Raw genomic sequence first — 608 nt, 5'->3', positions numbered from 1 at the left:
GGTGCGGACGCGGCCGCCGCGGTGCGCCCGAGCCACTCGGTGCCGATCGGGCGGCGGCGGATCACCGGGACCTGCGCCATGATGCGCAGCTGGGTGCAGATCTCGCCGGCGACCGCGTCGTAGCCGGCATGGGTCGTCGCCACCGGCTTCTCGACGACGGACAGCGCGCCGGCCCGCAGGGCGTTCATCGAGATGCGCAGCGAGGAATCCTCGACCGAATCGGCGATCACCACGATCGGCGTCGGGTGCTCGGACATGATGCGGCGGGTGGTCTCGAGCCCGTCGATACCGGGCAGGCGGATGTCCATCGAGATCACGTCGGGCCGCACGCTGTCGATCGCCGACAGGGCCTCCTCGCCCGATGCGACGGCGGCGACGCAGGCCAGGCGGGGATCGCGGGAGAGGATGTGGCGCAGCAGCTCGCGCACCACCAGGCTGTCCTCGACCAGCATGACGCGGACCGGCTCGCTCACAACAGCTGCCCGATGGTGTCGAGGAGCTGGCGCTGGTCGAACTTCTGCTTGGTGAGGTAGGCGTCGGCGCCGAGGTCGAGGCCGCGGGCGACGTCGGCCGCGTCGCCCCGCGAGGTCATCAGCACCACCGGCAGG

At 71.9% G+C, this 608-nt stretch carries 1 protein-coding gene and 1 pseudogene; both read right to left on the bottom strand.

The window, feature by feature from the left end; genetic code table 11:
• Positions 1–452 (bottom strand): response regulator (locus FV223_RS29435; RefSeq protein WP_147730097.1); only part of this gene is annotated, 452 nt, incomplete at its 3' end.
• 17 nt (positions 453–469) lie between these two features.
• A pseudogene (locus FV223_RS32305) lies at positions 470–608 on the bottom strand (response regulator); the annotation flags it as partial.

Origin of the sequence: Methylobacterium sp. WL116 (assembly GCF_008039455.1) — a bacterium.
In the GTDB taxonomy this organism is placed as follows: domain Bacteria; phylum Pseudomonadota; class Alphaproteobacteria; order Rhizobiales; family Beijerinckiaceae; genus Methylobacterium.
The sequence above is the reverse complement of the archived record's forward strand: the minus strand, read 5'-3'. Positions and strand labels throughout refer to the sequence as shown.